We start from the raw sequence: 25,813 nt of genomic DNA on the forward strand, positions 1-25,813 counted from the left end.
TAAACGCAGTACGAATAATTATCATTTATATTTTCGATGGCTAACCTAATAGCAGAGCGCGACGGTGTCAACCGCCGACAGCGCATCTTGTGCGACTATCGCTTGCATCCCTTCGGCGCATTCATGAAAATGAGAAGCATTAACCTCAACAAAAACAGGATGCCGCTTTGTGAAACTCCCTGCCGTTTGTCGTCAAACCCTGCTTTTCGCAGGACTTTTTGTTTTAGGACTAACCTCAGCCACCGCCGCCGACTGGCCGCGTCAGGTGAGCGACAGCCACGGTACGCACACCCTCGAAAGCAAACCGACCCGCATTGTTTCCACCAGCGTGACCCTCACCGGCTCGCTGCTGGCGATTGACGCGCCGGTCATTGCCAGCGGTGCCACCACCCCTAACAACCGCGTGGCGGATGCGCAGGGCTTTATGCGTCAGTGGGGCGATATCGCCAAAGCACGCAAACTCTCTCGCCTCTATATCGGCGAACCGAGCGCAGAAGCCGTGGCCGCACAAATGCCGGATCTGATCCTGATCAGCGCCACCGGCGGCGATTCAGCCCTCGCACTGTACGATCAGCTTTCCGCCATCGCGCCGACACTGGTGATTAACTACGACGATAAAAGCTGGCAGGAACTGCTGACGCAGCTCGGCACGATCACCGGGCAGGAAAAGCAGGCTGCCGCCCGCATCGCGGAATTCGACACGCAGCTGGCGCAGGTGAAACAGAAAATGAAGCTGCCGCCACAGCCGGTAAACGCCATCGTCTACACCGCCGCTGCGCACAGCGCGAACCTGTGGACCACCGAATCAGCGCAGGGGAAATTCCTGCAGCAGCTCGGCTTCCAGCTGGCTGAGCTGCCTGCCGGGCTACACACGTCCAAAAGCCAGGGCCAACGCCAAGATATTATCCAGCTGGGCGGTGAAAACCTGGCGACGGGTCTGAACGGAGAAGGGTTGTTCTTGTTTGCGGGCGATCAGAAAGATGTGGATGCGATTTACGCTAACCCGCTGCTGGCCCATCTGCCGGCGGTGCAAAACAAACGCGTCTGGGCGCTCGGCACGGAGACCTTCCGCCTGGATTACTACAGTGCGATGCTGGTGTTGCAGCGTTTAGAGGCGTTATTCAAATAGCAAAGACGGTTGTGCCCGGTGGCGGTTGCGCCTGACCGGGCACTGCATTTTATCCTTCTTCAATCACAACGGGTTCCTGACGGAACCGGCGTAACTCAGCCAGCGTCATCAATAAAATCACCCCGACGATGGCCAACACAAAACCGCTGCTGCTCGCCGACGCCACCGGGGTCATAATCACCCCCAGCCCGCCTAAAATCGCCGCGCCAATTGCATCACCCGTCACGTTCTGCGCGGTCCACAGGCCGTTGTTCCGCCCGAGCATGCCTTCCGGCGTCTGGGTCTGAATCAGGGTGTATTGCAGCAAAGAACTCACCGCACTCAGCCAGCCAAACAGCGCCAGACACACCACGCCCAGCGCCCAGAATGGCATCAGGCTAAAGAAAGCGATGGCGATAAACGAGGCCAGCGTCGCCGACAACATGATCAGCCCAGGCCGCGCGCTGTGCGCCAGATTGCCGCTGGTCAGGGCGCCAAACGCCGCACCGAGCGGGATCGCCGCGTACAGCAGGCCAATCTGCGAGGCGCTCATCTGCCACTCTATCGCCAGCGCCGGATAAAGCACGCGCACCGCGCTCGCCATCGTCAGCAGCCCGCCGAGGAGCGCAATCCCGCCAATCAGCGGATTGCTGAACAGAAAACGGATCGCCGCCATCAGCGATTTTAACGGGTGTTCGCGCGGCTGCGGCGGAGGGGGCAACAGCGGCAGACGCAGCAAGGTGAGCGTGGTGATAAAGGTCCCCGCCGCCGCCAGCCCGTAGTTCCAGGCAACATTCCCGGTCGCCAGCAGCAGGCCGCCGACCATCGGCGAAATCACCGAACCCAGACGCACGGTGAGCATCGTAATCGCCCCGGCCTGCATCAGATTTTCACGCCCAACCAGCGCCGGCGTCGCCGCCAGCAGTGCCGTCACGCCCAGCGAGGCAAAGAATCCATCCCACAGTCCTAACGCGTAAATAGCGATAAGCGACGGCTCCGGCAGCAAGGCGTTCAGGCACAGCCCGACGAAGCCCACGCCGCAGGTGCCGCGCGCCAGCAGGATCAGTTTTTTACGCTCGTAGCGGTCCGCCAGCACGCCGCCGACCATCAGGCCGATAAACATTGCGCTGCCCGTTAATGTGACGGAAAGCCCGACCAGCCAGCTGGAGTGAGTCATGGCCTGGATCTGCACCGGAACGGCGACGCCAAGCAGGCCAAGGGATAAAATGGAGATAAAACGGGCGATAAACACGGCGCGAAACGCCGGATGCGTTTTCAGCAGGCTGAGGTTGAGCAGCCAGGATTTTTGATTCATGACAAGGCCTTGTGGTCTAACTTTCTACCAATTCCATGGCCGCACATGCTAACATAGCCAAATAAGATAGATAACGATAATTACTATCATTATCAAATCATGGATGTTGCTATGTCGTCTTCCTCTTTGACGGTGCGCGCCGCTGCCGTGCCCGTTTTATTGTTGTTACTCATTCTTGCTGTTGCACTCAGCCTGCTGGTTGGCGCGAAACCGCTGCCCGCATCCACGATCGTCGATGCTCTGTCCGGTACCTGCCAACGCGCAGACTGCATTATTGTGCTGGACGCCCGTCTGCCGCGCACCCTTGCCGGGCTGCTGGCCGGTGCGGCGCTTGGCCTCGCCGGTGCGCTGATGCAAACCCTGACCCGCAATCCCCTCGCCGACCCCGGCATTCTCGGCGTTAACGCCGGTGCCAGTTTTGCTATCGTCCTCGGCGCGGCGCTGTTTGGTTTTTCCTCCCCCGGCGAACAACTGCTGATGGCCTTCTGCGGTGCCCTCGCCGCGTCCTTGCTGGTGGCCTTTACCGGCAGCCAGGGCGGCGGCCAGCTTAGCCCGGTCCGTCTGACGCTGGCGGGCGTGGCGCTCGGCGCGATACTCGAAGGTCTGTCCAGCGGCATCGCCCTGCTCAACCCGGACGTCTGGGATCAGCTGCGCTTCTGGCAGGCCGGTTCGCTGGATATTCGCACGCTACAAACTCTGAAAGTGGTGACCCTGCCGGTGCTGATCGCCGCCGCCATCGCGCTCTTCTCCAGCCGGGCGCTGAACAGCCTGAGTCTCGGAACAGACACCGCCACCGCTCTCGGCAGCCGCGTGGCGCGTACGCAGCTGCTCGGTTTACTGGCGATCACCGTGCTGTGCGGCAGCGCAACGGCGGTCGTCGGCCCAATTGCTTTTATTGGCCTGATGATGCCGCACATGGCGCGCTGGATTGTCGGGTCCGATCACCGCTGGTTGCTGCCGGTCACACTGCTCGCCACGCCGACGCTGCTGCTGTTTTGCCGATATTCTGGGCCGCGTGCTGGTACCGGGCGAACTGCGCGTCTCGGTGGTCAGCGCCTTTATCGGCGCGCCGGTGCTGATTTTCCTGGTTCGACGCCAGCGCGGAGGTGCCCTGTGATGGCCCCGTCCCGACGTTTAGTTTTCTCCTGCCTGCTGCTGGTGGCCGCCAGCCTGCTGATTGCCGTCTGGAGTCTGCGCAGCGGCGCGGTGCCCCTCGATTTCAGCCAGGTGTTAAACGCCCTCACCGGCAGCGCACCGCGCAATATCACCATGGTGGTGACGGAGTGGCGTCTGCCGCGCGTGATGATGGCGATTCTGGTCGGCGCCGCGCTGGGTGTGAGCGGCGCAATTTTCCAGTCTCTGCTGCGTAACCCGCTCGGCAGCCCGGACGTGATGGGCTTCAACACCGGGGCGTGGAGCGGCGTGCTGGTGGCGATGGTGCTATTTGGCCAGCATCTGACGGCGATTGCGTTCGCGGCGATGGCGGGCGGTATACTCACCTCGCTGCTGGTCTGGGCGCTCGCCTGGCGCAACGGCATCGAAACCTTCCGCCTGATCATTATCGGCATCGGCATTCGCGCCATGCTGATGGCCTTCAACACCTGGCTGTTGCTGCACGCCTCGCTGGAAACGTCCCTCTCTGCGGGGCTGTGGAACGCCGGCTCGCTCAACGGCCTGACGTGGGCCAAAACCCTGCCCGCCACGCCGATTATCGCCCTGATGTTTATCTATGCCTGGCTGCTGGTGCGCAGAATGCGGCTGCTGGAGATGGGCGATGACAGCGCCTGTGCGCTGGGCGTCAGCGTGGAGCGTTCGCGCCTGACGCTGATGCTGGTCGCCGTGGTATTAACCGCCGCCTCCACCGCCATCGCGGGCCCGATTTCGTTTATTGCCCTGGTCGCTCCGCACATTGCGCGACGCATCAGCGGCACCGCGCGCTGGGGCGTAACCCAGGCAGCCCTGTGCGGCGCATTACTTTTACTGGCCGCCGATCTCTGCGCTCAGCAGCTGTTTATGCCTTATCAACTTCCGGTGGGGGTGGTGACCGTCAGTCTTGGCGGGATTTACCTCATCGTCTTGTTAGTCCAGGAGTCCCGCAAGAAATGAATGCCATCACCTCCCGCTTGCGCGGCGAAAAACTGACCCTCGGCTACGGTAAAAAAATCGTGGTCGACGACCTGAGCGTCTCGATTCCTGACGGCCATTTCACGGCGATTATCGGCCCGAACGGCTGCGGAAAATCGACCCTGCTGCGCACCCTGAGCCGCCTGATGACGCCCCAGCACGGCAGCGTGTTTCTCGACGGCGAGCAGATCCAGAGTTTTGCCAGCAAAGAGGTCGCACGTCGGATTGGTCTGCTGGCGCAAAACGCCACCACGCCGGGGGATATCACGGTGCACGAGCTGGTGGCTCGCGGACGCTATCCGCATCAGCCGCTATTTACCCGCTGGCGCAAAGAGGATGAAGAGGCCGTTGCGCGTGCGATGCAGGCGACAGGCATTACGGATCTGGCGACGCAGAGTGTCGATACGTTGTCCGGCGGCCAGCGGCAGCGCGCGTGGATTGCGATGGTGCTGGCGCAGGAAACCGCGATCATGCTGCTTGACGAGCCGACTACCTGGCTGGATATCAGCCATCAGATTGATCTGCTGGAACTGCTGAGCGATCTGAATCGCACCCAGGGGTATACGCTCGCGGCAGTTTTGCACGACCTCAACCAGGCGTGCCGCTACGCCACGCACCTGATTGCCCTGCGCGACGGGAAGATTGTGGCGCAAGGAGCGCCGAAAGAGATTGTCACGTCGGAGCTTATCGAGCGGATTTACGGCATGCGCTGCATGATTATTGACGATCCGGTGGCGGGTACGCCGCTGGTGGTACCGTTGGGGAAACGCGCGGTCTGACGCCTCTCATTTCTGCCCTCTCCCTGAGAAGAGGGCAGAAACCTGTGCTTACCCTAAAATGCCCTTCAACACCGGCCCAATCTGCTCAAACGCCTGCGGAGAGATAATATCCACGTGGGCGCAATCCTGGCGATAGACCTCCAGCTCACTCACCCACGGGGCCCACGCCTGCTGCGGGTCCATGGTGCGCGTGCGTTCGGCGACAAACAGCGTCGCTTTGCCGTCAAAGCGTGAACTGTGGGCCGTGGTCAGGAGTCGCACCGCATCGGCGTAGTTCCCTTCGATAGCGCTAAACAGCTCGCCGGACGCCTGCCCCTGCTGGGCCGCCATGAACGCTTCGCGCTCGCGTTCGATCTCTGCCAGCACTTCCGGGTCCAGCCCGTTAGCCTCTTTTTCCGCCCAGTTTTGCGTCTCCGGCGGCCAGGTATCCAGCAGGCCGAGGAACGCCACCGCTTCGCCCTGCTCACGCAGACGTGCCGCGATACCCTGTGCAAGCGTTCCGCCGAGCGAGTACCCGAACAGATAGTAGGGTCCCTTCGGCTGCTGGGTGCGTAGCGTCTGCAGATGATGTTCGATCACCGCATCGAGCGTCGCGCCCTGCGCCATCGGGCCATCGGGCCTTGGCGACTGGATACCGGTAATTGACCAGCGCGGGCTGAGGTAGCGCGCCAGCACGCTGAACTGCCAGGCAAAACCAGACGCCGGGTGGAAGCAGAACAGCGTCGGGCCCGTACTTTGGCGCAGCGGAAGGAGGGTTTCGTACCCCAGACGCTGAGCCTGCTCATCGCTGATGGTCGACTCCAGCAGCGTGCTGAGCTGATTAACCGTCGAGGCGACCATAATCTGCCCCGGCGTAACTTTGCGGGAGAACGCACGACTGAGCTGCGCCGCGAGACGCATCGCCAGCAGCGAGTGGCCGCCGAGGGCAAAGAAATCCGCTTCGATATCATTCACTTCGCAGCCGAGCAGCGCGGAGAACGCCTGCGCCACCGCCATTTCAGTGTCCGACTCCGGCGCGCGGCCCGAGGCTTTGCTGGTTAACTCCGGCAGCGGCAGTGCTTTGCGGTCGAGCTTCCCGTTGGCGCTCAGGGGCAGTTCGCTGATTTGCAGCAGCACCACCGGCACCATGTGCGGCGGAAGCTGCGCTTTGAGTGCTTCGAGCAGCGCATCGCGATCCAGCGGCAGGCCGGATTCGGAAACGACGTACCCCACCAGCTGACGCGCATCGCCGCCCGTGGCGGCCGCCTGATTAAAGACACAGGCATGGGCCACCGCCTGCGCCACGTCAGGCAGCGCCTGCATCGCGCGGTCGATTTCACCCAGCTCAATACGCTGGCCGCGAATTTTGAGCTGATCGTCGCTACGCCCCAGGTATTCCACCGCGCCGTTGTCCAGCCAGCGGGCGACATCACCGGTGCGATACATCCGCTCGCCCGGCGCAAAAGGATCGGCGATAAAGCGGCTGGCGGTCAGATCCGGACGGCCCAGATAGCCCTGCGCCAGCTGGATGCCCGTCAGATAGAGATCGCCCGCCACCCCGAACGGCACCGGGCGCATCATGGCGTCCAGAATCCGCAGGCCGGTATTCCACACCGGGAAACCAATCGGCACGCTGTTGCCTGACACCGCCGCCAGCGCGTCGCCAAAGGCCGGATACCAGCTCACGTCCACTGCCGCTTCCGTCGGGCCGTAGAGGTTATGCAGCGGCGCGTGCGTGAGCACTTCCCACTCGCGGCACAGATCTGTCGGCAGCGCTTCACCGCTGCAGAACACCTGCTTTAGACTCGCGCAACAGCGTGCATTTTCCGGCGTTAACGAGGCGACAAATGCCGCCAGCATCGACGGCACAAAGTGCGTGGTGGTCACGCCGTAGTGGGCAAAGAAGTGCTGCATCGCCAGCGGATCGCGGTGGGCGTCCGGTTCGGCCATCACCAGTTTTGCCCCGGCAATAAACGGCCACCAGAACTCCCACACGGAGACGTCAAAGCTGCACGGCGTTTTCTGTGCGACCACATCCTGCGCGTCCAGCGGGTAGTGGTTTTGCATCCAAAGCAGTCGGTTAACGATGGCGGTTTGCCCGACCATCACCCCTTTCGGACGTCCGGTCGAACCGGAGGTGAAAATAATATAGGCGGTCTGTTCCGGCGTGCTCAGATTCAGCGGTTCAGTGCCGCTCGCAGGCAGTAGCGCGTCGTAGCACAGGCTATCAAGGCCCGGCACGTCGCTAAAACGCGGGAGCTGATCGTCGGTGGTGATGAGCAGCGATGGGCGCGCATCTTCCAGCATCATCCGCAGGCGGTCGTCGGGATAACCCGTATCGAGCGGCAGCCAGGCGGCTCCGGCCTCGACAATCCCATGCAGCGCCAGAGTCAGGAACACCGAGCGCGGCAACGCCACCGCCACGCTGTCACCGGGTTTAACCCCGCGTTCACGCAGCAGCGTCGCCAGCGCGATGACCTGCTCGCGCATCTGACGATAGCTCAGCGCATGGTGGCCATCCGCCAGCGCCGGGGCGTCCGGCGTTTTACGCGCCTGTTCTGCCACCAGCGCACTCAGGGTGGTCGCCTTGAGCATCACGCCGGTGTCGTTGATCTGCGCCAGCTGCTGATACTCCGCTTCCGAGACGGTTTCCGCCTCGCCGCAGCCGAGTGCCGGATTGGCGGCAAACTGCGCCAGCAGCGCATTCAGGCGCGCCACGTGGCGGGTGAGCGTTGCGTTGTCATAGCGCTGTTTGTTCGCCAGAATTTCAATGCTCAAACCGCCCTGCTCGTCCGGGAATAGCGCCAGTTCGAGATCGTTTACCGGGCCGGTCGCCAGCGTGTGGGTGACGGCCTCAACGCCATCAATATCCAGCTGATAATCAAAGACCTTCACGTTCAGCACCGGGCCAAACAGGGCTTCGTCTCCTGCGGCACGACCGCTGTCGCGCACAATCTGCTCGGCGTCGTAACGCTGATGGCGACGCATCTTTTTCAGCTGATTCGCCAGACGCAGGGCCAGCTCCGGCAACGTGTCCTGCGGGTTAATGTTGACCGCCATCGGCAGCACGTTCAGCACCGGGCCGGTGGCGGTGAGCGCCGCCGATCCCATGCGACGCATAAAGATAAAGCCCGCCGCGTAGTCCATGCGTCCGGTTAAACGCCCGAGCCACAGGGCCACCAGCGCGAGGGCCAGATCCGTGCGCTGCACCTGCGGGCATGAGGCCGTCAGTTGGCTAAACGCGCGACGATCGGCGACCAGCTTCAGGCGTAAAATATCGGTCGTGGCAGCACGTCCCGGCAGCGGCACGGGGGAGAGCGAAACGGGCGGCGGTAGCTGTTTACGCTGCTCGGCCCAGAATGCGCCGTCGCGCTGAAAAGCGTCGCTGTCGCGATAGCGCTGATACTCTTCCACCACCTCGGCAAAAGGTGTGAACGGCGTGGGCGGCGTCGGCTCGCCTTTCGACCAGGCTGCGTAAATGGCGGCGATCTGGCGGGTAATCGCCGGGAAACTGAAGCCATCAACCACTAAGTGGTGATAGCGCTGATACCAATACCAGCGGTGATTATCGACCTGAATCAGGCACTGAAACGCCAGCGGCTGGCCGCTCTCGACGCGCAGGTTTTGCTGAAGATCGGCCTCCATCAGCGCCACGGCGGCGGCATGGGGATCGGCGCTGTCGCGCAGATCGACCCGTTGCGGCTCGGAGAACGTCATGGCGTCATCGATCCACTGCCACACTTCGCCGTTGTCTTCGCTAAAGCGCGTGCGCAGCGTGTCGGCCTGCATCATGCCTTCGACAATCGCTTTCGCCAGCAGCGGCGCGTTAATTTCGCCGTTGAGTTCAACGTAGTGCGCCACGCTCCAGGCATTAGGCAGCGTGGAGAGCTGTTCTGCCATCCAGATACCCGGCTGGGCGGCCACGAGAGGAAGATGCGTGCTCATACGTTCTCCTCGGCAAAAAAGGACGGGATCAGCGTCTGCCAGTTTTCTGCCAGCCAGTGCTGGCAGGCCTCCTGGGATTGCGGGGCACACACTTCACGCCAGCCCGCAGGCTGTGCGCACTGCGCGGGCCACAGGCTGTACTGACCGTTTTCGTTTTGCAACACAGAGAACTGCCCTTGCGGATTGTCGAAGGGATTACTGAATTCCATACCAAACTCCTGTCGAAAAAAATCGCCTGCCTGGCGTTAGTGAATGAGTGGCTGCCAGAGAGTAATAAGCCCCTGCGTCAGCCCGCCACGCCAGCAAAGCGCATCATGTCCGCCGTCAACCTGACGCCAGAAAATCGACTGCTGTGTGTGTTGTAGTTGGGCGTAAATGGCCTGATTGGCCCGGAAAATCAGCGGCTCGCGCTGGCCCGCCTCAAGAACGATGCGAAGGTTTTGCGCGGATTTTTCACCCGCTTTGAGTTGTTCGATAAGCAGCCCGTCCTGCTGCGCGCCGCGATGCGGCCACCAGTAGGAACCCGACTGGCTGAGCACGCAGCCAAAACGCTGCGGCCAGTTAAGCCCGGCGTACAGAGAGGACAGGCCACCAAAGCTTTGCCCGGCGACGACCGTGTGGTCAGCTCGCGCGCTGAACGGCGCGATGGCGTGAATCTGCGGGAGTAATTCTTCCTGCACCGCCAGCCAGAAATCGGGGTTGCAGGGCAGCTCGCGGCTGCGATGGGCGGTATCGATCACATCAATGAGCACGTAGACCGCAGGAGGCAGTTGCCCCTCGTTTGTGAGCGCCGTCAGGGCAGGCCAGACGGGCATGCTTTCAGCCCAAAACTGGCCGTCGAGGAGAATTGCCAGCGGGCGCTCGGCTGCGCGCTCCTCGCCCGTGGTGAAGATCCACACCCGGCGCGAATTCCCCAGACGCGGGCTGTGCCACTGAATGCAGTGCGGTGCAGAATACGGCGTTTCGGGATGATTCCAGCCTGGCTGAACGGGCGCATTCGGCATCTCCAGCGCCGACACCGGATGGCCGCGTCCGCCGCGCCAGCTCTGGGCATTCAGCGGATCGGCAATCGCGTTTGGCAGCAGTTTGCGCCAGCCCTCACGCAGCGCCATGCGATCGGGCGCGTCGGCGGTGAAGACGGTTTGGTCGAAGTCCTGGACGTTTTCGGAGGGAATAAAACAGTAGCTGCCGCGCCATTCAGGGCTGAATTCCCCCTGCCACTGCCAGACGTCGGTGTCGGGAAGGCGCGTGAGCGACTGGGGACGCGCATTTTGATGGTGATCCGTGACGCCGGTGATGTAGATCCACACCCGCTGCACCGTCGAGGTGAGTTGCGTTCCGCCGGGATCCCGCCACCAGAAAGTGACACGATAATTATCCCCTTCGCGGACCGCTTCCGGCCCTTTTTTTGACTGCCACCAGGCATCACTTCCCGTTGTTAGCGCCGTCACCCGTTTAACCTCATGTTTTTCGCGTCTTTTTTGTTACATGACAAAAATTATTGATAATATTATTGATAACTATTTGCATTTGCAATAGCGTAGTGCCCGCGCTGTGGGAAGCGCGCTCATAAAATAACCATGCCACGCATTGTGTGCGCTCGAGGACAGGGCTGCTTACGCAACGTGCCGGTGATAATTCATGCCGCCTCCTCTCCCGTTAGGGAATGGAGCCAAGGGGACGCGGCAACGAAAAGCAGGACGTACAATGAATAAGAAGATTCACTCCCTGGCCTTGCTGGTCAATCTGGGGATTTACGGCGTGGCCATGCCAGCCATGGCAGACGACAAAACCACCAGCAGTGCCGCGCACGAAGATACTATGGTGATCACCGCCGCCGAGCAAAACCTGCAGGCGCCGGGCGTTTCAACCATCACGGCTGATGAAATTCGTAAAAATCCTCCCGCTCGCGACGTGGCCGAAATCATTCGTACCATGCCGGGCGTAAACCTGACCGGTAACTCCACCAGCGGTCAGCGCGGTAACAACCGCCAGATTGATATTCGTGGCATGGGCCCGGAAAACACCCTGATTCTGATCGACGGCAAACCCGTCACCAGCCGTAACTCCATCCGTCTCGGCTGGCGCGGCGAGCGTGATACGCGCGGCGACACCGGCTGGGTACCGCCTGAGATGATTGAGCGCATCGAAGTCATTCGTGGCCCGGCAGCCGCGCGCTACGGTAACGGCGCAGCGGGCGGCGTGGTGAACATCATCACCAAGAAATTCGACAACCAGTGGCATGGTTCGTGGAACACCTACCTGAACGCGCCGGAGCATAAAGACGAAGGCTCCACCAAGCGCACCAACTTCAGCCTGAGCGGCCCGCTGGGCGGCGATTTCAGCTTCCGTATGTTCGGTAATCTGGACAAAACCCAGGCCGATGCATGGGATATCAACCAGGGCCATCAGTCCGACCGTACCGGAATGTATGCCGATACCCTGCCGGCCGGTCGTGAAGGCGTGGAAAACAAAGATATCAACGGCGTGGTGCGCTGGGACTTCGCGCCAATGCAGTCTCTGGAATTTGAAGCGGGCTACAGCCGCCAGAATAACCTCTACGCGGGCGATACCCAGAACACCAACAATGACAACAGCTCGAACGGGCTGGTGAAGAAGAATTACGGCAAAGAGACCAACCGTATTTATCGCCAGAACTGGGCGGTGACCTGGAACGGCGGCTGGGATAACGGCGTGACTACCAGCAACTGGGCGCAATACGAGCACACCCGTAACTCGCGTCTCGGCGAAGGGCTGGCGGGCGGTCTGGAAGGGCTGTTCAACAGCGACAAATTTACCGATACGGATCTGTCCGACGTCACCCTGCACAGCGAAGTTAACCTGCCGTTCGATTTCCTGGTCAACCAGAACCTGACTCTGGGGACCGAGTGGAACCAGCAGCGCATGAAGGATTACGCCTCTAACTCTCAGACCCAGCAGGGCGGCGCGATCCCTGGCATGAGCGACGATCGTAGCCCGTATTCGAAAGCGGAGATCTTCTCCCTGTTCGCCGAAAACAACATGGAGCTGACCGACAGCACCATGCTGACCCCGGCGCTGCGCTTCGATCATCACACTATCGTGGGCAACAACTGGAGCCCGTCCCTGAACCTGTCGCAAGGTCTGGGGGATGATTTCACGCTGAAGATGGGTATCGCCCGGGCGTATAAAGCGCCGAGCCTGTACCAGACCAACCCGAACTACCTGCTCTACAGCAAAGGCCAGGGCTGCTACGCCAGCGGTGACGGCGTCGGCTGTTATATGATGGGTAATGACGATCTGAAAGCCGAAACCAGCATCAACAAAGAAATTGGCCTCGAGTGGAAACGCGACGGCTGGCTGGCGGGTGCGACCTGGTTCCGTAACGACTATCGCGACAAAATCGAAGCGGGCTATGCGCCAATCGGCCAGACCTCTACCGGCAAAGTCTCCACCGATATTTACCAGTGGGAAAACGTGCCGAAAGCCGTCGTAGAAGGGCTGGAAGGCTCCTTAAACGTGCCGGTGACGGATGCGGTCAACTGGACCAACAACATCACCTACATGCTGCAAAGTAAGAACAAAGAGACCGGCGATCGTCTGTCGATCATCCCGGAGTACACGCTGAACTCAACCCTGAGCTGGCAGGTACAGCAGGATGTGTCGGTGCAGTCGACCTTCACCTGGTACGGGCAAGCAGCAGCCGAAGAAATACAACTACAAAGGCCAGCCGGTGAGCGGGTCTGAAAAAGACGAAGTCAGCCCGTACAGCATCGTGGGCCTGAGCGCGACCTGGGACGTGACCAAATACGTCAGCCTGACCGGCGGCGTGGATAACGTCTTCGACAAACGCCAGTGGCGTGCTGGTAATGCCCAGACCACCGGGAATGCCACCACGGGCGCGTACATGTACGGTGCAGGTGCTTACACCTACAACGAACCGGGTCGTACCTGGTACATGAGCGTTAACACCCACTTCTGATAGACTGTAAGCCCTCTTCCATCGAAGGGGGCTTTTTCTATCAGGGGGACCGATGCACACCACACACAGCCTGCTGACACTCGGCGGCGTCTCGCTTCACCGCATCGATTTCGATCCCTCCACCTTTGATCACGCCGATCTGCTCTGGCTGCCTCATCACGCCGCCCTCAGCCACGCCTCTGCCAAACGCAAAGCGGAACACCTCGCCGGACGCATCGCCGCCGTCCAGGCGCTCCAGCCCTTTGGTATCACCACGGTGCCCGGTATCGGCGCGAACGGCGAACCGCTGTGGCCAACCGGTTTTGCGGGCAGTATTTCTCACAGTGGCACCCAGGCGCTGGCGCTGGCGGTGCGCCGCGACAATGCGCTGGTGGGGATTGACTGCGAAGCGCTGATTGCAGAAAAGGAAGCCGTAGAGATTCAGGACGGGATTATCAACGAGCAGGAAAAGCGTGTTCTGCTGAGCGCGGGATATCCGTTTGCCCTCGCCCTGACGCTGGTCTTCAGCGCCAAAGAGAGCCTGTTTAAAGCCCTGTTCCCGCGCGTTAACGCCTTTATGGGTTTTGATAGCGCCTGCGTGACGGCGATGACTCACAGCACGCTCACCCTGTCGCTGGCTCGCCCACTGGCCGGTTTTTCGCACAACCACGCTTTTCACCTTCACTGGTGCCAGCAAAACGTCGGCGTGATAACGCTGCTCTGTGAATAATTCGCCTCAGCGTTAACCCGCCTTCCCTGTTACTTTCAAAACCCGCTATTTATTTCTTCGTTAAATTACATGGAGCCGACCGGGAAGTTTAGCGGGGACTATCCTCCGCAACCCCTTGCCTGAACGCCTCCAGTCGCTGGATCTGGCGCCCTTCGCTGTCGAAGTTCTCCGCCGCCAGCCACGCGCGCAGCTCGGCGTCGCGCTCCGGCCACTCGGTATTAATGATGGAAAGCATATCGCTGTCGCGGTTGCGCCCTTTGCGGATCAGTTTTTGCCGCAGCCGCCCTTCCCAGACAAACCCCAGCCGCTCTGCCGCGCGTCGCGACGCCACATTCATCGAATCGCATTTCCACTCCACGCGGCGGTAGTGATGTTCGAAGGCATTTTTCAGCAGCAGCCAGACCGTTTCCGTTCCCATTGGGGTATTTTTCATCTTACGCGACCAGGTCACGTGGCCGATCTCCACCGACCCCATCAGTCGCTCAATCGCCATATAACTCACCACGCCAACCGCACGCTCTGAACGTAAATCAATGACCGCGTAAGGCACCAGCGCATCGTCCATCACCTTGCCCAACAGCCAGTGCGCGGTGGCGTCGACGCTCTCCGGCTGCGTGCTGGCAAGCCAGGTCCAGTCGCTGTCATCGCCCAGGGCATACGCGTCAAACAGATCCACGGCGTGCCGCGCGGCGTCCAGCGGCTCCAGACGGCAGAATCGCCCGTTCAGCGGCGTGCGACGCAACACCGAGGCACCTTTCCAGTGGGGAACAATATCGTTTACGACTTGACCATGTTGATTAATTTCCGGCACGCCCGCGACTCCCTGATATGTAATGCAATTGTTATATCAGGACAAAAAGCAGGCGAAAAGCCCTGCGTGTAGGAAAGCGCTTAATAGCCAATCTGCATGCGTTATATCCCCATGGCATAAGCAAAGCAGAATTTAGACTTTGAGGATTTTCACGGCAGGCCTAACGTAGCGATGCCAAAAACAATCACAACACATTTTCTTTCAGGGATCGCTATGACGAAAAAACTGCTGCCGTTACTGGTATTGGCCGCGCTGTCAGCCGCCGCCAACGCCGCTACTCCGCCGAATACGCTGGTTGTCGCTCAGGGGCTTGATGATATCGTCAGCCTCGATCCCGCAGAGGCCAACGAGCTTTCCAGCATCCAGACCGTGCCGAGCCTGTACCAGCGTCTGGTGCAGCCCGACCGCGATAATCCGGCCAAAATCTCCCCAATTCTGGCGGAAAGCTGGGAAGCAGATGCAGCAGCGAAAACCCTGACCATCAAACTCAAGCCTGACGCCAAATTTGCCTCCGGCAACCCGCTGCGCCCGGAAGATGTGATTTTCTCCTACACCCGCGCCATCACCCTGAACAAATCCCCGGCCTTTATTCTGAACGTGCTGGGCTGGGAGCCGGGTAATATCGCCAGCCAACTGAAAAAAGTGGATGACCACACGCTGCAACTGCACTGGACGGCTGACGTCAGCCCGGCGGTGGCGCTGAATATTCTCTCCACGCCGATTGCCTCTATCGTCGATGAAAAGCTGGTTTCAGCGAATGTGAAAGACAACGACTTCGGGAATACCTGGCTGAAAATGCACTCGGCGGGCAGCGGCGCGTACAAAATGCGCGTCTACCAGCCGCATCAGGCCATCGTGCTGGAAGCTAACGACACCGCCCCCGGCGGCGCGCCGAAGCTCAAAAGCATCATTATTAAAAACGTCCCGGACCCGGCCTCTCGCCGTTTGCTGATTCAGCAGGGTGATGCAGATGTGGCCCGCGATCTGGGCGCAGACCAAATCAGCGCGCTGGAAGGCAAAGCGGGTGTGAAGGTGTTAAGCATCCCGTCTGCCGAGCAGAACTACCTGGTGTTTAACGCCGGAAACAGCGCTAACCCGCTGCTGAACAACCCGGCGTTCTGGGAAGCGTCGCGCTGGCTGGTGGATTACGACGGTATCACTAAGGATCTGCTGAAGGGCCAGTATTTTGTGCATCAGAGCTTCCTGCCGGTCGGGCTGCCGGGCGCGCTGGAGGATAATCCGTTCAAATTCGATCCGGCCAAAGCGAAAGCGATCCTCGCCAAAGTGGGTATTAAAGACGCGCACTTCACGCTGGACGTGGAGAACAAACCGCCGTTTATCACTATCGCGCAGTCAATGCAGGCGAGCTTCGCCCAGGGCGGCGTGAAGGTGGATCTGCTACCTGCTGCGGGCAGCCAGGTGTATGCGCGCGTGCGTGCCAAACAGCACCAGGCGGCGATTCGCCTGTGGATCCCGGATTACTTCGATGCACACTCCAATGCCAGCGCCTTTGCCTGGAACGACGGGAAATCCAGCACCGTGGCCGGTCTTAACGGCTGGAAAATCCCCGAGCTGACCAAAGCCACGCTGGCCGCCGTGGCCGAGCCCGATCCGGCAAAACGCCTGGATCTGTACACCAAAATGCAGCAGGAGTTGCAGCATAATTCGCCGTACGTGTTTGTCGATCAGGGCAAAACCCAGATCGTGGTGCGCGATAATGTGAAGGGGTACCAGCAAGGGCTGAATGCCGATATGGTCTGGTACGATAAAGTGACTAAATAATCTGCCCTGATGACCGGGTGGGGTTCGCCTCACCCGGCCTACAACACAGTGAAACGTCGGCCCGGCCAGCACAACGCCGCCGGGCAAAAGGAATAACGCCCTCTCCATGCCACCTCTATCTTCCCACGTGATGCGTGTTTTTCAGGGCCTTCTCACCCTGCTCCTCACGCTGTTCGGGCTGCTGCTCGTCACCTTTGCGCTCTCCGCTTTTTCCCCCGTCGATCGTGTCTTGCAGATCGTCGGCGATCACGCCAGCCAGTCGACGTACGATCAGGTTCGTCACCAACTCGGGCTGGATCAGCCCTTGCCGGTGCAGTTCTGGCATTACCTGCTGAATCTATTTCACGGCGATCTCGGCACCGCCAGCGCTACCGGACAGCCGGTATTGCAGGATCTGCTGCACGCATTTCCCGCCACGCTGGAACTCGCCACGCTGGCGCTGATTATCGGCTCCGCGCTCGGGATTATTGCGGGCGTGCTGTGCGCGCGTTTTGCCGGTTCACCGCTGGATCTGATCATCCGCACCCTCACCCTGCTCGGTAACTCGGTGCCTGTTTTCTGGCTGGGGCTGCTCATGCTGGCGCTGTTTTACGCGAAGCTGCAGTGGAGCGCCGGGCCGGGCCGGTTGGACGATATCTGGCAATACACCGTGGAGCCGCGCACCGGTTTTGCGCTGATCGATACCTGGCTTTCAGGGGACCGCGAGGCGTTTAAAAATGCCGTCAGCCACCTGGTGCTGCCGGTGCTGCTGCTGGCCTACTATTCGCTGGCGAGCATCACCCGCCTGACGCGCTCGGCGTGCCTCAGCGAAATGAACAAAGAGTATATCCTGCTCGCGCGCGCCAAAGGTGCCGGAGAGATGGCCATTCTGCTGCGCCACGTGCTGCCCAATATTCGCAGCACGCTACTGACGGTAATCGCGCTGGCCTACACCAGCATGCTCGAAGGCGCAGTGCTGACCGAAACCGTCTTTTCATGGCCGGGCATTGGCCGCTATCTCACCACCGCATTATTCGCGGGCGATACCACCGCCATCATGGGCGGTACGCTGGTGATTGGCGTCTGTTTTGTGCTGATAAATAATCTGACCGACCTGCTTGTGCGGGCCACCGACCCCAGGGTGCGCTGATGCCTTTTTATCTTTTTCTGCGCCGACTGCGCCGCTCTCCCGCTGCGTTCTGCGGGCTTATCGCAATCGTTCTGTTGCTGCTGATCGCGCTGTTTGCTCCGTGGCTCGCTCCGCTCAACCCGAACTGGCAGAACGCGGCGGCACGCCTGCAGGCACCGAACGCCACGCACTGGCTCGGCACGGACAGTTTCGGGCGAGATCTGCTCTCACGCCTGATCTACGGCAGCCGTCCCGCCCTTGGGCTGGTGGCGCTGGTGACGATCATTACCCTGCCCACCGGGCTGCTGATCGGGATTTTGTCCGGCTACTACGGCGGCTGGCTGGAGCGCGTGCTGATGCGGTTTACCGACGTGGTGATGTCGATGCCACGCCTGATCCTCGCCTTTGCCTTTGTCGCCATGCTCGGCCCTGGCCTTGTGAACGGCGCGCTGGCGCTGGCGCTCACCACCTGGCCGGCCTATGCGCGTCAGGCCCGGAGTGAAATTCAGCGTCTGCGTCACAGCGATTATCTGGCGGCTGCCGAGATGATGGGCATTCGCGGCGGGCGTCTGTTGCTTGGGCATATTCTGCCGCTCTGCCTGCCGTCAGCGATTGTGCGACTGGCGCTGGATCTGGCGGGCATTATTCTGGCCGCCGCCGGGCTGGGCTTCCTGGGTCTGGGCGCGCGTCCGCCGATGGCCGAATGGGGTGCGATGATCGCCGACGGCATGCAGGTGATTTTCGATCAATGGTGGATCGCCGCTATTCCTGGCGGCGCGATCCTGTTCGCCAGCCTGGCGTTTAACCTGCTGGGCGACGGCCTGCGCGACATTCTGGAGCCGCAACATGACTGACTCCCGCGTTATCGTCGATGCGCTGAATATCGACTACCCCGCCGCGCGTGTGGTGAACAACCTGAGTTTTACCCTCGGCAACGAACGGCTGGCGTTAGTGGGCGAATCCGGCTCCGGTAAATCCATGTCGGCCAGGGCGCTGATGGGGCTGGTGCGCAAGCCCGGCGTGGTCAGTGCCCGGCAGCTTAACGTGCTGGGCCACGATCTGCTGACCCTGAATAATCGCGGCTGGCAGCGCCTTCGCGGCAACGGCATTGCGATGGTGCTGCAGGACCCGCGCTATGCGCTCAACCCGGCCAAAAACGTCGCCGCGCAGCTCGAAGAGTCGCTGACGCTGCATCAGTCTCTCTCCCGCAAGGAGCGGCAGGAGCGTATTCGCGACATTATCCACGCCGTCGGGCTGGAGCAGAGGGTGCTGACGCGCTATCCCGGTGAACTCTCCGGCGGGATGGGCCAGCGGGTGATGATTGCCATTGCGCTCATCAACAATCCGCAGGTGCTGATTGCCGATGAACCCACCTCGGCCCTCGACGCGCGTCTGCGCAATCAAATTCTCGAACTGCTGGTGAAGCAGTGCGAAGAGCGCCAGATGGCGATGTTGCTGATTAGTCACGATTTACCGCTGGTGGCAGAACATTGCGACCGCGTGCTGGTGATGTATCAGGGCGAAAAAGTCGATGAGATGACCGCGCGGGAACTGCCGCAGGCCACGCATCCCTACACCCGCACGCTGTGGACCTGCCGCCCGGATGCCAGCACCTACGGGCAAATGTTACCGACGCTGGATCGCAAGGAGATACACCATGGCACTCGTTGATGTCCGTCAGTTGCACGTGGCGTTCGGCGAAAAAACGGCGGTATCGTCGGCCAGCTTTGCCATCGAAAAAGGGGAAACTTTCAGCCTGATCGGGGAATCCGGCTGCGGAAAATCGACCATTCTGCGCGTGCTGGCCGGGCTACAACGTCAGTGGCGCGGCGACGTGACGCTGCTCGGGGAAAACCTGAAACCCGACGCCCGGTTTACCGGCGCGCTGCGGCGCAACGTGCAGATGGTGTTTCAGGATCCGTGGGCGTCCTTGCATCCGAATCACACCCTTTCACGCACGCTGACAGAGCCGCTAAAAATTCACGGTGAAACACAGATTGCAGAGAAAGTAGCCGACGCGTTGCAGCAGGTGGGGCTGTCGGCTGACGCAGGCCAGCGTTATCCGCATCAGCTGTCTGGCGGCCAGCGTCAGCGCGTGGCGATTGCCCGCGCCTTGTTGCTGCGCCCCCAGCTCTTGCTGCTGGACGAACCAACCTCGGCGCTGGATATGTCGGTGCAGGCGGAGATCCTGAATCTGCTGAACCGCCTGAAACAGCAGCACGGTATGACCTATCTGCTGGTGAGCCACGACGCGGATGTGATTGCGCATATGTCAGACCGCGCGGCGTTTATGGCGCACGGCGAGATTCAACGGGTGTTTGATCGTGAAGCGATGCGAAACGGCGAGCACCGGATGGGGTAGGTTTTGCGTGGGCCAGTGTGTGCGCTTTCGGGCTGGCTACCGCCCGGCATCTGTTTTCTGGAAAGCGCCTCGCAAATCGAAAAGTAACCTTGTGAAACTCAGGGTTTAGCCTTTTATTTGCCCTTCCTCGGTCGTAAAGTGCCTGCGTTGCGGTTTATCCGCGACCGGGCGTAGGAACCCGTTGGCATAAAGCGATAATTTTTTTCGCGACAGCGCATACCCCGTTAACTTACGGTGGCGCTGGCGGAGCAGCAAACGCTGGCCGTTTTCTTTGTGCACGGTATTCCTACCTCCGTCAGCGCTGCCCCTCCCTGAGCGCAGGGACTTACAGGGTGGTCAATTAATTTCATGCATAATGAGGATGCCAAATGGCTACTATCCCAACCCTGTTTTACGCGCAATCTGACGAAAGCGTTATTCAGCAGCTTCTCAACGCCCCGCTCCCGCAAACGGCGGATTTATTCCAGGTGGCCGATCTCTGCGCCTCATTTGTGTGCGTGCTGGTCGAAACCCACGACAGCAAAACGCGCGAAGCCTTGTGCGAGCGTTTACTGCAAGCGCTCAACCAGCTGCGCGAACTGTGCGATAAAGATCTTCCACCGTACCTGATTGAGCAACTGATCAAGGGCGAGAAAATCAGCTCAAACGTGCCGGATCTGTGGCAGGAAACCGCCACGCTGTTGGATTACATTCAGGCGCTGACGAACGCCATTCTGGCAGGGACTCTGCCACCGAATGTGGCAAAAGAGTTAACGGGGCTGCTGCATGATATGGTCTGGCTGCTGACCGATTTTGTGAAGGAGCCGTACATCACGGCGCACTGAGGCAGGAGTGAGGCCGAAATTCTGCTGATGAATGGCACAGAATTTCGGCACAGGATCACTTGAGGAGTTTCACCGTGGCCTCGATGTCGATCTCATCTTCAGAGAAGATCAGCGTCGTCCCCTGGAAGGTGGTGATCGCCAGTTTCTTCACCGAGCGCATCTCACCCGGTTTCGCCGCAGATTTCGGACGGATATTGTTCAGCAGCAGGCCAACGGACAGGATCGCATTTTCTTTATCGATGCCCGAATCAGCAGGCACTTCTTCGCTGTAGACCAGGAAAGATTTAATCGACGTCAGCTTAATGCGCTCGCCCGCGATATAAATGTATTTGCTTTCCGGCACCACTTTCACCGCATACGCGGACAAGCCTTTGTTGTTGGTCGTCGGTTCAAACGTGACCGCCGCGTCTTTCTTAATCAGCTCAGGATTGGCAACCTTGATCACATGAAAATACCGGTTGTCACCGTTTTCATCTTTGATAAATCCAAAGCCTTTATCTTTAAACCACGTTGTGATCGTTCCGTTCATCGCCATTACCGCCTGATTAATCGTTTATCAACACAAATTTTGCAGCGCGCAGTGTAAAGCACATTGCCTGCGCAGACTACGTCTTTGGGTTAAGTCTGGACGATAAATTTGTGGGATGCGAGTGCATTATCCGGTGGGGAAGTTGCTTGCACGGGCCTACGCATCGCATACGTTGAAATTAGGTAAGGCGCTGCCACTTCCGCCATGCCGCTCAGGTCAGGAGATGTCTATACTCATTTCATCCCCGCAACCGGAGCGCGCCATGCCCCTACCCGACTTCCATGTATCCGACCCTTTTACGCTGGGTATTGAACTCGAACTGCAGGTGGTGAACCCGCCGGGGTACGATCTCAGCCAGGACTCTTCGGCGCTGATTGCCGCCGTGAAAAACGATATCAAAGCCGGTGAGGTCAAACACGATATCACCGAGAGTATGCTCGAAATCGCCACCGGCGTGTGTCAGGACATTCATCAGGCGGCAGCGCAGTTTTCCGCGATACAGCAGGCGATCCTGCGCGCGGCGGGGGATCAGCATATTCAGATCTGCGGCGGCGGCACACATCCGTTTCAGAAGTGGCAGCGTCAGGAGGTGTGCGACGACGAGCGCTACAACCGCACGCTGGAGATGTTTGGCTACCTGATTTTGCAGGCGACGGTTTTCGGCCAGCATGTCCACGTCGGCTGCCGAAACGGTGATGAGGCGATTTACTTGCTGCATGGCCTTTCGCGCTTTGTGCCGCACTTTATTGCCCTCTCCGCCTCGTCGCCTTACATGCAGGGCAGCGATACCCAATTCGCCTCCTCGCGGCTCAATATTTTCTCAGCGTTTCCGGATAACGGCAAAATGCCGTGGGTGAATAACTGGCAGGAGTTCGAAGGGCTGTTTCGCCGCCTGAGCTATACCAGCACCATCGACAGCATTAAAGATCTGCACTGGGACATCCGCCCCAGCCCGCATTTTGGCACCGTTGAGGTGCGGGTGATGGATACGCCGCTGACCCTGGCGCACGCGATTAACATCGCCGGGCTGATTCAGGCGACGTCGCACTGGTTGCTAACCGAACGTCCGTACAAGCACCAGCCGCAGGACGCCCTGCTCTATAACTTCAACCGTTTTCAGGCCTGCCGCTATGGACTGGATGGCCTGCTGACCGACGTGAACAGCGGCGAACAAAAAACCCTTGCCGAGGATATCGCGTGGCTGCTGGAGCGCGTCGCACCATCAGCCGATAAGGTGGGCGCGACAAGCGCGATTGCGGAAATTGCCCTGATGTTAAAACAGGGCAAAAGCGAGGCGCAGCGGATGCGGGATTTTATCGCCGACGGCGGTTCGCTGACCTCGCTGGTACAAAAACACTGCGAGCTGTGGACTACTCACCCGTAAGTGAGTGCCCCCACTCGCGCAGACGCTGGAACAGCACGAACAGCGCCGGAATAAAGACAATCCCGACCACGGTCGCCACCAGCATGCCGCTGAACACCGTGGTCCCGATGATGCGGCGGCTCTGCGCCCCCGCACCGGAGGCCAGCATCATCGGCAGCACGCCAATAATAAAGGACACGGCGGTCATCATGACTGCGCGGAAGCGGCGCGATGCCCCTTCGCGGGCGGCATCGACAATCGCCATGCCGTCGATGCGCCGCGCGCGGGCAAACTCGACGATCAGAATGGCGTTTTTGGCCGCCAGGGCGATAAGCAACACCAGCCCAATCTGCACGTACACGTCGTTGGCAAAGCCCGCAACCCACAGCCAGACCAGCGCACCGCCGATGGCAAACAGCACCGAGAGCATCACGCTTGCGGGCAAGGTCCAGCTTTCGTACTGCGCCACAAGGAACAGCCACGCCATCACCACCGCCGCCAGCACAATCCAGATCGCCTGATTGCCCGTCTGCTGCTCCTGATACGACATGCCGCTCCACGCGTAGTCATACCCGGCGGGCAGAGTATCGTTCAGCAACTGACCCATCGCCGCCATTGCCGTGCTGCTGCTCACGCCCGCCGCCGCTGAGCCGCTCACCGACACCGACGGGAACTGGTTGTACTGCTGCACAAACGGCGCACCGACGGTCGGGGTGATAGTCACCAGATTGCTCAGACGCACGCGTTCGCCGTTATTGCTGCGCACATAAAGCTCACTGATCTGCTCCGCACGCTCGCGCCACTGCATCTCGTTTTGCATCACCACATGGTAAACGCGATTATTAATGCTGAAATCCCCGGCGCGCGTGCCGCCAAAGGCGGTTTGCAGGCTGCTGAAGATGCGGCTCACGGGCACATCCAGCCGTGCTGCGCGCTCGCGATCCACCTCAAGGGTCAGCTGCGGTACGTTGCTGCTCCAGGTGGTAAACACGCGGGTGAGCTGCGGATGCTGGTTGGCTTTCGCCAGCACCTCGCGGGTGACGCGCTCCAGCTCCGCCGGGCTTTGCCCTGCCTGGGCCTGAATACGCAGATCGAACCCGGAGGCATTACCCAGCCCCGGCAACGTCGGCGGCGCGAAGGTCATGATGGTCGCTTCCGGCAGGGCCAACAGCTGACGTTGCAGCCCGCCCATCACCTCGTCGAGCGGCGGGCGCTCGCTCCAGTCTTTCAGCATCACCGAGATAAATCCGCCGTTCGAGGCGCTGGTGCCGTTGAGAATATTAAAACCCGAGACCTGAATCACATCCGCCACCGCCGGATTGGCGGCAATCAGCTCGCGCGCCGTTGTCATCACCGCTTCGGTGCGCTCCAGGGACGCCGCCTCCGGCAGCTGGACGCTGGCGAAGAAGTAGCCCTGATCTTCCTGCGGCAGGAACCCTTTTGGCATGGCGGTAAAACTCAGCGCCACGATGGCCGCCGCACCGGCAGTCGCCAGCAGTGCCAGCACAGGGCGACGGTTAAAGACCTCCACCAGACGGGTGTAAGCCTGCCGCGTGGCGTCCAGCGCCCGGTTAAAGCCGCGAAACACTGCCGCAGGACGCCCGACGCGCGGGCGCAGCAATAAGGCGCACAGCGCCGGTGTGAGTGTCAGGGCCACAATACTTGAAAGGGTTACGGCGGTGGAGAGCGTGACCGCAAACTGGCGATACAGCTCGCCGACAATCCCCGGCAGCAGCGCCACCGGCACGAACACCGCCAGCAGTACCAGGGTGGTGGCGATCACCGGCCCGGCAATCTGACGCAGCGCGTTGGCCGTCGCCTCCGTGCGGCTTTGCCCCTCCGCCATCAGCGTTTCGACGCTCTCGACCACCACAATTGCGTCATCCACCACCATGGTGAGCGCCAGAATAATGGCGAACAGACTCAGGGTGTTCGCCGAATAGCCGAGCGTGTAGAGCACCGCGAAGGTGCCAATCAGCGACACGGGGATTGCCAGCACCACAATCAACGTCGCACGCCAGCTTTGCAGAAACAGTGAAACAACCACTACCACGGCAAGCAGCGTCAGGGCCAGTGAGACACCAATCTCTTTGATGGTCGCCGCCACAAACTCGGTGGTGTCGAACTTCACTTCCCAGGTCAGGTCCGCCGGGAAGCGTGTGGCGAGCCGCTCAAGCTCGCCGCGCACCGCTTCGGCCACGCGCAGGGCATTAGCCGACGGCGTCGGATAGATGCCTAAATACGCCGAATCGTGACCGTTCAGCTGCGCGCCAGAGCTGTAACTTCGCGATCCCAGCTCGATGGTTGCCACGTCTTTCAGGCGCACCAGTTGCCCCATGTCACCGGCGCGAATAATGATATCGCCAAAGGCGTCGGCTTCGTTGAGACGCCCCAGCCCGTTGATGGTGAGCGTTTGCTGCTGCCCGTTGAAGACCGGCGGCGTTCCCACCTGGCCTGCCGCGCCCTGCACGTTCTGCTCGCGCAGCGCCTGGGCCACATCATCCGTGGTGACGTTGAGAGCGTTCATACGATCCGGACGCAGCCAGATGCGCATGCTGTAGTCGCGCGCGCCAAACAGCTGGACCTGCCCGACGCCCGGCAGGCGTGCCAGGGCTTCGCGCACCTGGGTGCTGGCGTAATTGCTGACAAACAGCGTTGAATGGGTACCTTCCGGTGAGTAAAGACTTACCCCCATCATCAGGTTGGTGGCGCGTTTTCGCACCTGGACGCCGTTTTGCTGCGCCTCGGCGGGCAACTGCGCCAAGGCTTGCGCCACGCGGTTTTGCACATCAATCGCCGCCAGATCCGGGTCGGTGCCTGCGGCAAAGGTGATGTTCAGGCTATAGGCGCCTTCATCGGAGCTGGTCGATTCCATGTACAGCATGTGATCCACACCGTTAAGCTGGGTTTCCAGCGGCGTGGCAATGGCTTCTGCCACATCTGCCGCGCTGGCACCCGGCCAGCTGGCGCTCACATTCACCACCGGCGGCGTGATCTGCGGGTACTGCTCCACCGGGATCAGTCTCAGGGCGATGGCCCCAAGCAGGGTGATCACCAGCGCGATCACCATCGCAAAGCGCGGGCGTTTGATAAACAACGTCAGCATGGTGGCTC

17 protein-coding genes and 3 pseudogenes are annotated in these 25,813 nt (G+C 60.5%); 13 read left to right on the forward strand and 7 right to left on the reverse strand.

Features of this window, described 5'->3' with window-relative positions; all coding sequences use genetic code 11:
• Positions 1–169 precede the first annotated feature (169 nt).
• A complete protein-coding gene (fepB, locus tag OVA10_RS18795; RefSeq protein ID WP_268196596.1) occupies positions 170–1,129 on the forward strand; it encodes a Fe2+-enterobactin ABC transporter substrate-binding protein in 960 nt (319 codons plus the stop codon).
• Between the two features lie 49 nt (positions 1,130–1,178).
• Here fepB and entS read toward each other — a convergent pair whose 3' ends face one another.
• The gene (gene entS, locus OVA10_RS18800) at positions 1,179–2,423 is read right to left on the reverse strand and encodes an enterobactin transporter EntS (RefSeq protein ID WP_268196597.1); all 1,245 of its coding nucleotides are present in this window, start codon (positions 2,421–2,423) and stop codon (positions 1,179–1,181) included.
• A gap of 111 nt (positions 2,424–2,534) precedes the next feature.
• Here entS and fepD point away from each other — a divergent pair.
• The 3 genes and pseudogenes from fepD (at position 2,535) to fepC (ending at position 5,326) form a co-directional block, all read left to right on the forward strand.
• Positions 2,535–3,540, forward strand: a pseudogene (gene fepD / locus OVA10_RS18805) (Fe(3+)-siderophore ABC transporter permease).
• Positions 3,540–4,529 (forward strand): iron-enterobactin ABC transporter permease, encoded by a 990-nt coding sequence (gene fepG / locus OVA10_RS18810; protein WP_268196913.1) that lies wholly within the window; start codon positions 3,540–3,542, stop codon positions 4,527–4,529. The pseudogene fepD and the gene fepG overlap by 1 nt, the downstream one beginning before the upstream one ends.
• Positions 4,526–5,326 (forward strand): iron-enterobactin ABC transporter ATP-binding protein, encoded by an 801-nt coding sequence (gene fepC, locus OVA10_RS18815; RefSeq protein WP_268196598.1) that lies wholly within the window; start codon positions 4,526–4,528, stop codon positions 5,324–5,326. Before fepG ends, fepC begins: the two co-directional genes overlap by 4 nt.
• Positions 5,327–5,374: 48 nt before the next feature.
• Here fepC and entF read toward each other — a convergent pair whose 3' ends face one another.
• From entF to fes, 3 genes and pseudogenes are all read right to left on the reverse strand, one after another.
• Positions 5,375–9,250: an enterobactin non-ribosomal peptide synthetase EntF gene (gene entF / locus OVA10_RS18820; protein WP_268196599.1), complete on the reverse strand. Its 3,876-nt coding sequence runs from the start codon at positions 9,248–9,250 to the stop codon at positions 5,375–5,377.
• Complete coding sequence (locus tag OVA10_RS18825; protein ID WP_100777279.1) at positions 9,247–9,459, reverse strand: MbtH family protein; 213 nt, start codon at positions 9,457–9,459, stop codon at positions 9,247–9,249. Before OVA10_RS18825 ends, entF begins: the two co-directional genes overlap by 4 nt.
• Positions 9,460–9,495: 36 nt before the next feature.
• A pseudogene (gene fes / locus OVA10_RS18830) lies at positions 9,496–10,707 on the reverse strand (enterochelin esterase); the annotation flags it as partial.
• Positions 10,708–10,957: 250 nt separating this feature from the next.
• Here fes and OVA10_RS18835 point away from each other — a divergent pair.
• Both OVA10_RS18835 and entD read left to right on the forward strand, forming a co-directional pair.
• A pseudogene (locus OVA10_RS18835) lies at positions 10,958–13,211 on the forward strand (TonB-dependent siderophore receptor).
• A gap of 52 nt (positions 13,212–13,263) precedes the next feature.
• Positions 13,264–13,920, forward strand: coding sequence for an enterobactin synthase subunit EntD (entD, locus tag OVA10_RS18840; RefSeq protein WP_268196601.1), 657 nt, complete (start codon positions 13,264–13,266; stop codon positions 13,918–13,920).
• 88 nt (positions 13,921–14,008) lie between these two features.
• Here the strand turns inward: entD and OVA10_RS18845 are convergent, their stop codons facing one another.
• Complete coding sequence (locus OVA10_RS18845; protein WP_268196602.1) at positions 14,009–14,731, reverse strand: GNAT family N-acetyltransferase; 723 nt, start codon at positions 14,729–14,731, stop codon at positions 14,009–14,011.
• Positions 14,732–14,944: 213 nt separating this feature from the next.
• Between OVA10_RS18845 and OVA10_RS18850 the strand changes: the two genes are divergently transcribed.
• From OVA10_RS18850 to OVA10_RS18875, 6 genes are all read left to right on the forward strand, one after another.
• Complete coding sequence (locus tag OVA10_RS18850) at positions 14,945–16,513, forward strand: ABC transporter substrate-binding protein (RefSeq protein WP_268196603.1); 1,569 nt, start codon at positions 14,945–14,947, stop codon at positions 16,511–16,513.
• Positions 16,514–16,619: 106 nt separating this feature from the next.
• Positions 16,620–17,642: an ABC transporter permease gene (locus tag OVA10_RS18855; RefSeq protein WP_268196604.1), complete on the forward strand. Its 1,023-nt coding sequence runs from the start codon at positions 16,620–16,622 to the stop codon at positions 17,640–17,642.
• Positions 17,642–18,475 (forward strand): ABC transporter permease, encoded by an 834-nt coding sequence (locus OVA10_RS18860; RefSeq protein ID WP_123429315.1) that lies wholly within the window; start codon positions 17,642–17,644, stop codon positions 18,473–18,475. Before OVA10_RS18855 ends, OVA10_RS18860 begins: the two co-directional genes overlap by 1 nt.
• Positions 18,468–19,292, forward strand: coding sequence for an ABC transporter ATP-binding protein (locus OVA10_RS18865; RefSeq protein WP_268196605.1), 825 nt, complete (start codon positions 18,468–18,470; stop codon positions 19,290–19,292). Before OVA10_RS18860 ends, OVA10_RS18865 begins: the two co-directional genes overlap by 8 nt.
• The gene (locus tag OVA10_RS18870; protein WP_268196606.1) at positions 19,279–19,983 is read left to right on the forward strand and encodes an ABC transporter ATP-binding protein; all 705 of its coding nucleotides are present in this window, start codon (positions 19,279–19,281) and stop codon (positions 19,981–19,983) included. Before OVA10_RS18865 ends, OVA10_RS18870 begins: the two co-directional genes overlap by 14 nt.
• A gap of 368 nt (positions 19,984–20,351) precedes the next feature.
• Positions 20,352–20,807 carry a hypothetical protein gene (locus OVA10_RS18875; RefSeq protein ID WP_107704087.1) on the forward strand — a complete coding sequence of 152 codons (456 nt, stop codon included), beginning with the start codon at positions 20,352–20,354 and terminating at the stop codon, positions 20,805–20,807.
• A gap of 55 nt (positions 20,808–20,862) precedes the next feature.
• On the opposite strand, the gene OVA10_RS18880 is transcribed toward OVA10_RS18875, so the two are convergent.
• On the reverse strand, positions 20,863–21,342 hold the full coding sequence (locus tag OVA10_RS18880; RefSeq protein ID WP_107704088.1) for a cold-shock protein: 480 nt from the start codon (positions 21,340–21,342) through the stop codon (positions 20,863–20,865).
• Between the two features lie 256 nt (positions 21,343–21,598).
• On the opposite strand from OVA10_RS18880, the gene OVA10_RS18885 reads away from it, so the two are divergent.
• Positions 21,599–22,720: a YbdK family carboxylate-amine ligase gene (locus OVA10_RS18885; RefSeq protein ID WP_268196914.1), complete on the forward strand. Its 1,122-nt coding sequence runs from the start codon at positions 21,599–21,601 to the stop codon at positions 22,718–22,720.
• Here OVA10_RS18885 and OVA10_RS18890 read toward each other — a convergent pair.
• Entirely contained in the window at positions 22,707–25,805 is a 3,099-nt protein-coding gene (locus OVA10_RS18890) for an efflux RND transporter permease subunit (RefSeq protein ID WP_268196607.1), read from the reverse strand. The genes OVA10_RS18885 and OVA10_RS18890 overlap by 14 nt on opposite strands.
• Between the last annotated feature and the right edge of the window lie 8 nt (positions 25,806–25,813).

Source organism: Lelliottia sp. SL45 (assembly GCF_026672535.1).
Taxonomy (GTDB): domain Bacteria; phylum Pseudomonadota; class Gammaproteobacteria; order Enterobacterales; family Enterobacteriaceae; genus Enterobacter; species Enterobacter nimipressuralis.

Excerpts from the sequence above, each read along its gene's own strand:
- fepC (WP_268196598.1), top strand. The coding sequence starts at position 4,526 with ATGAATGCCATCACCTCCCGCTTGCGCGGCGAAAAACTGACCCTCGGC.
- entS (WP_268196597.1), bottom strand. The coding sequence starts at position 2,423 with ATGAATCAAAAATCCTGGCTGCTCAACCTCAGCCTGCTGAAAACGCAT.
- OVA10_RS18875 (WP_107704087.1), top strand. The coding sequence starts at position 20,352 with ATGGCTACTATCCCAACCCTGTTTTACGCGCAATCTGACGAAAGCGTT.
- OVA10_RS18865 (WP_268196605.1), top strand. The coding sequence starts at position 18,468 with ATGACTGACTCCCGCGTTATCGTCGATGCGCTGAATATCGACTACCCC.
- OVA10_RS18860 (WP_123429315.1), top strand. The coding sequence starts at position 17,642 with ATGCCTTTTTATCTTTTTCTGCGCCGACTGCGCCGCTCTCCCGCTGCG.
- entD (WP_268196601.1), top strand. The coding sequence starts at position 13,264 with ATGCACACCACACACAGCCTGCTGACACTCGGCGGCGTCTCGCTTCAC.
- OVA10_RS18855 (WP_268196604.1), top strand. The coding sequence starts at position 16,620 with ATGCCACCTCTATCTTCCCACGTGATGCGTGTTTTTCAGGGCCTTCTC.
- OVA10_RS18890 (WP_268196607.1), bottom strand. The coding sequence starts at position 25,805 with ATGCTGACGTTGTTTATCAAACGCCCGCGCTTTGCGATGGTGATCGCG.
- OVA10_RS18880 (WP_107704088.1), bottom strand. The coding sequence starts at position 21,342 with ATGGCGATGAACGGAACGATCACAACGTGGTTTAAAGATAAAGGCTTT.
- entF (WP_268196599.1), bottom strand. The coding sequence starts at position 9,250 with ATGAGCACGCATCTTCCTCTCGTGGCCGCCCAGCCGGGTATCTGGATG.
- OVA10_RS18870 (WP_268196606.1), top strand. The coding sequence starts at position 19,279 with ATGGCACTCGTTGATGTCCGTCAGTTGCACGTGGCGTTCGGCGAAAAA.
- OVA10_RS18885 (WP_268196914.1), top strand. The coding sequence starts at position 21,599 with ATGCCCCTACCCGACTTCCATGTATCCGACCCTTTTACGCTGGGTATT.
- OVA10_RS18850 (WP_268196603.1), top strand. The coding sequence starts at position 14,945 with ATGACGAAAAAACTGCTGCCGTTACTGGTATTGGCCGCGCTGTCAGCC.
- OVA10_RS18825 (WP_100777279.1), bottom strand. The coding sequence starts at position 9,459 with ATGGAATTCAGTAATCCCTTCGACAATCCGCAAGGGCAGTTCTCTGTG.
- fepG (WP_268196913.1), top strand. The coding sequence starts at position 3,540 with ATGGCCCCGTCCCGACGTTTAGTTTTCTCCTGCCTGCTGCTGGTGGCC.